This is a genomic window from Psychrobacter sp. CAL346-MNA-CIBAN-0220 (assembly GCF_040309805.1).
GTDB lineage: Bacteria > Pseudomonadota > Gammaproteobacteria > Pseudomonadales > Moraxellaceae > Psychrobacter.
Genome location: NZ_JBEOPF010000492.1, coordinates 1 through 255, shown reverse-complemented (window position 1 = coordinate 255; position 255 = coordinate 1). Strand labels below are relative to the sequence as shown.

Here is a 255-nt window from a genome sequence, read left to right as displayed (position 1 = left end):
AACATAAACGTTAACAATGCATTGGTTTAACGACTAGATTGCAAACACAATCCCCCCTACAATGGATACATTAAACTAGTGGAGATCATCATGGCTCAACATTTTGACTATATCGCGCTTGGCGCAGGCAGTGGCGGCATCGCCTCAGCAAACCGTGCCGGAATGCGTGGCGCAAAAGTACTCATTATTGAAGCAAAACAAGTCGGCGGCACCTGCGTGAATGTGGGTTGTGTTCCCAAAAAAGTCATGTGGTAT

General features: G+C 46.3%; 1 protein-coding gene. It reads left to right on the top strand.

Annotated elements, in window-relative coordinates; all coding sequences use genetic code 11:
* Positions 1-90 precede the first annotated feature (90 nt).
* Positions 91-255: FAD-dependent oxidoreductase (locus tag AAEY88_RS14500; RefSeq protein WP_350563519.1), on the top strand; the 165-nt coding region annotated here is incomplete at its 3' end.